The organism is Limnospira sp. PMC 1279.21 (assembly GCF_032349615.1).
Taxonomy (GTDB): domain Bacteria; phylum Cyanobacteriota; class Cyanobacteriia; order Cyanobacteriales; family Microcoleaceae; genus Limnospira; species Limnospira fusiformis.
This window is the reverse complement of the sequence record NZ_JARPLU010000491.1, coordinates 1-610: the sequence shown is the minus strand read 5'-3', so window position 1 is coordinate 610 and position 610 is coordinate 1. Positions and strand designations below refer to the sequence as shown.

At 41.5% G+C, this 610-nt stretch carries 1 protein-coding gene; it reads left to right on the top strand.

Annotation, left to right across the window (positions count from 1 at the left end; all coding sequences use genetic code 11):
• A partial coding sequence (locus P5683_RS25595) for an RNA-guided endonuclease TnpB family protein (RefSeq protein WP_315664480.1) occupies window positions 1-610 on the top strand: 610 nt, incomplete at both ends.

Sequence of the window (610 nt, the reverse complement as noted above, 5' to 3'; positions counted from 1 at the left end):
GTTTTCGTAGAAATCACGCCAGAAATTACACCGAAATATCGAGAGAGAATCGGGGTTGACCTAGGAATTAACAATTGGGCGACTTGCTCCGATGGGACCCAATTCTCTAATCCCAAGGCTTATAAAGCAACGACCAAAAAACTAGCTCGATTACAACGTCATTTAAGTCGCAAAGTCAAAGGCTCGAAAAATTGGGCCAAATGTCTCTTAAAAGTTCAAAAGCTACATCAAAGAGTAGCAAACATTCGGCGGGACACGATTCATAAAATAACTACTTTCTTGGCTAAGAACCACAGCCAAGTCGTCATTGAAGATTTGAATGTGTCAGGTATGCTGAAAAATCATGGTTTGGCGGGTTCTATCGCTGATGCTTCATTTTATGAGTTCCGTCGTCAACTAGGTTACAAGGCAGAACGTTATGGTTCAAAGTTGATTATTGCCGATAGATTTTATCCATCCAGTCAACTTTGTTCTAATTGCGGTTATCGTCAAAAAATGCCCCTAGTCCGTCGGACTTTTGAATGTCCGAACTGTGGCCTGAAGATTGATAGAGATTTGAATGCCAGTATAAACCTAGAGTGCGAGACGTTTAGGAGTGAAATAAGGCTGC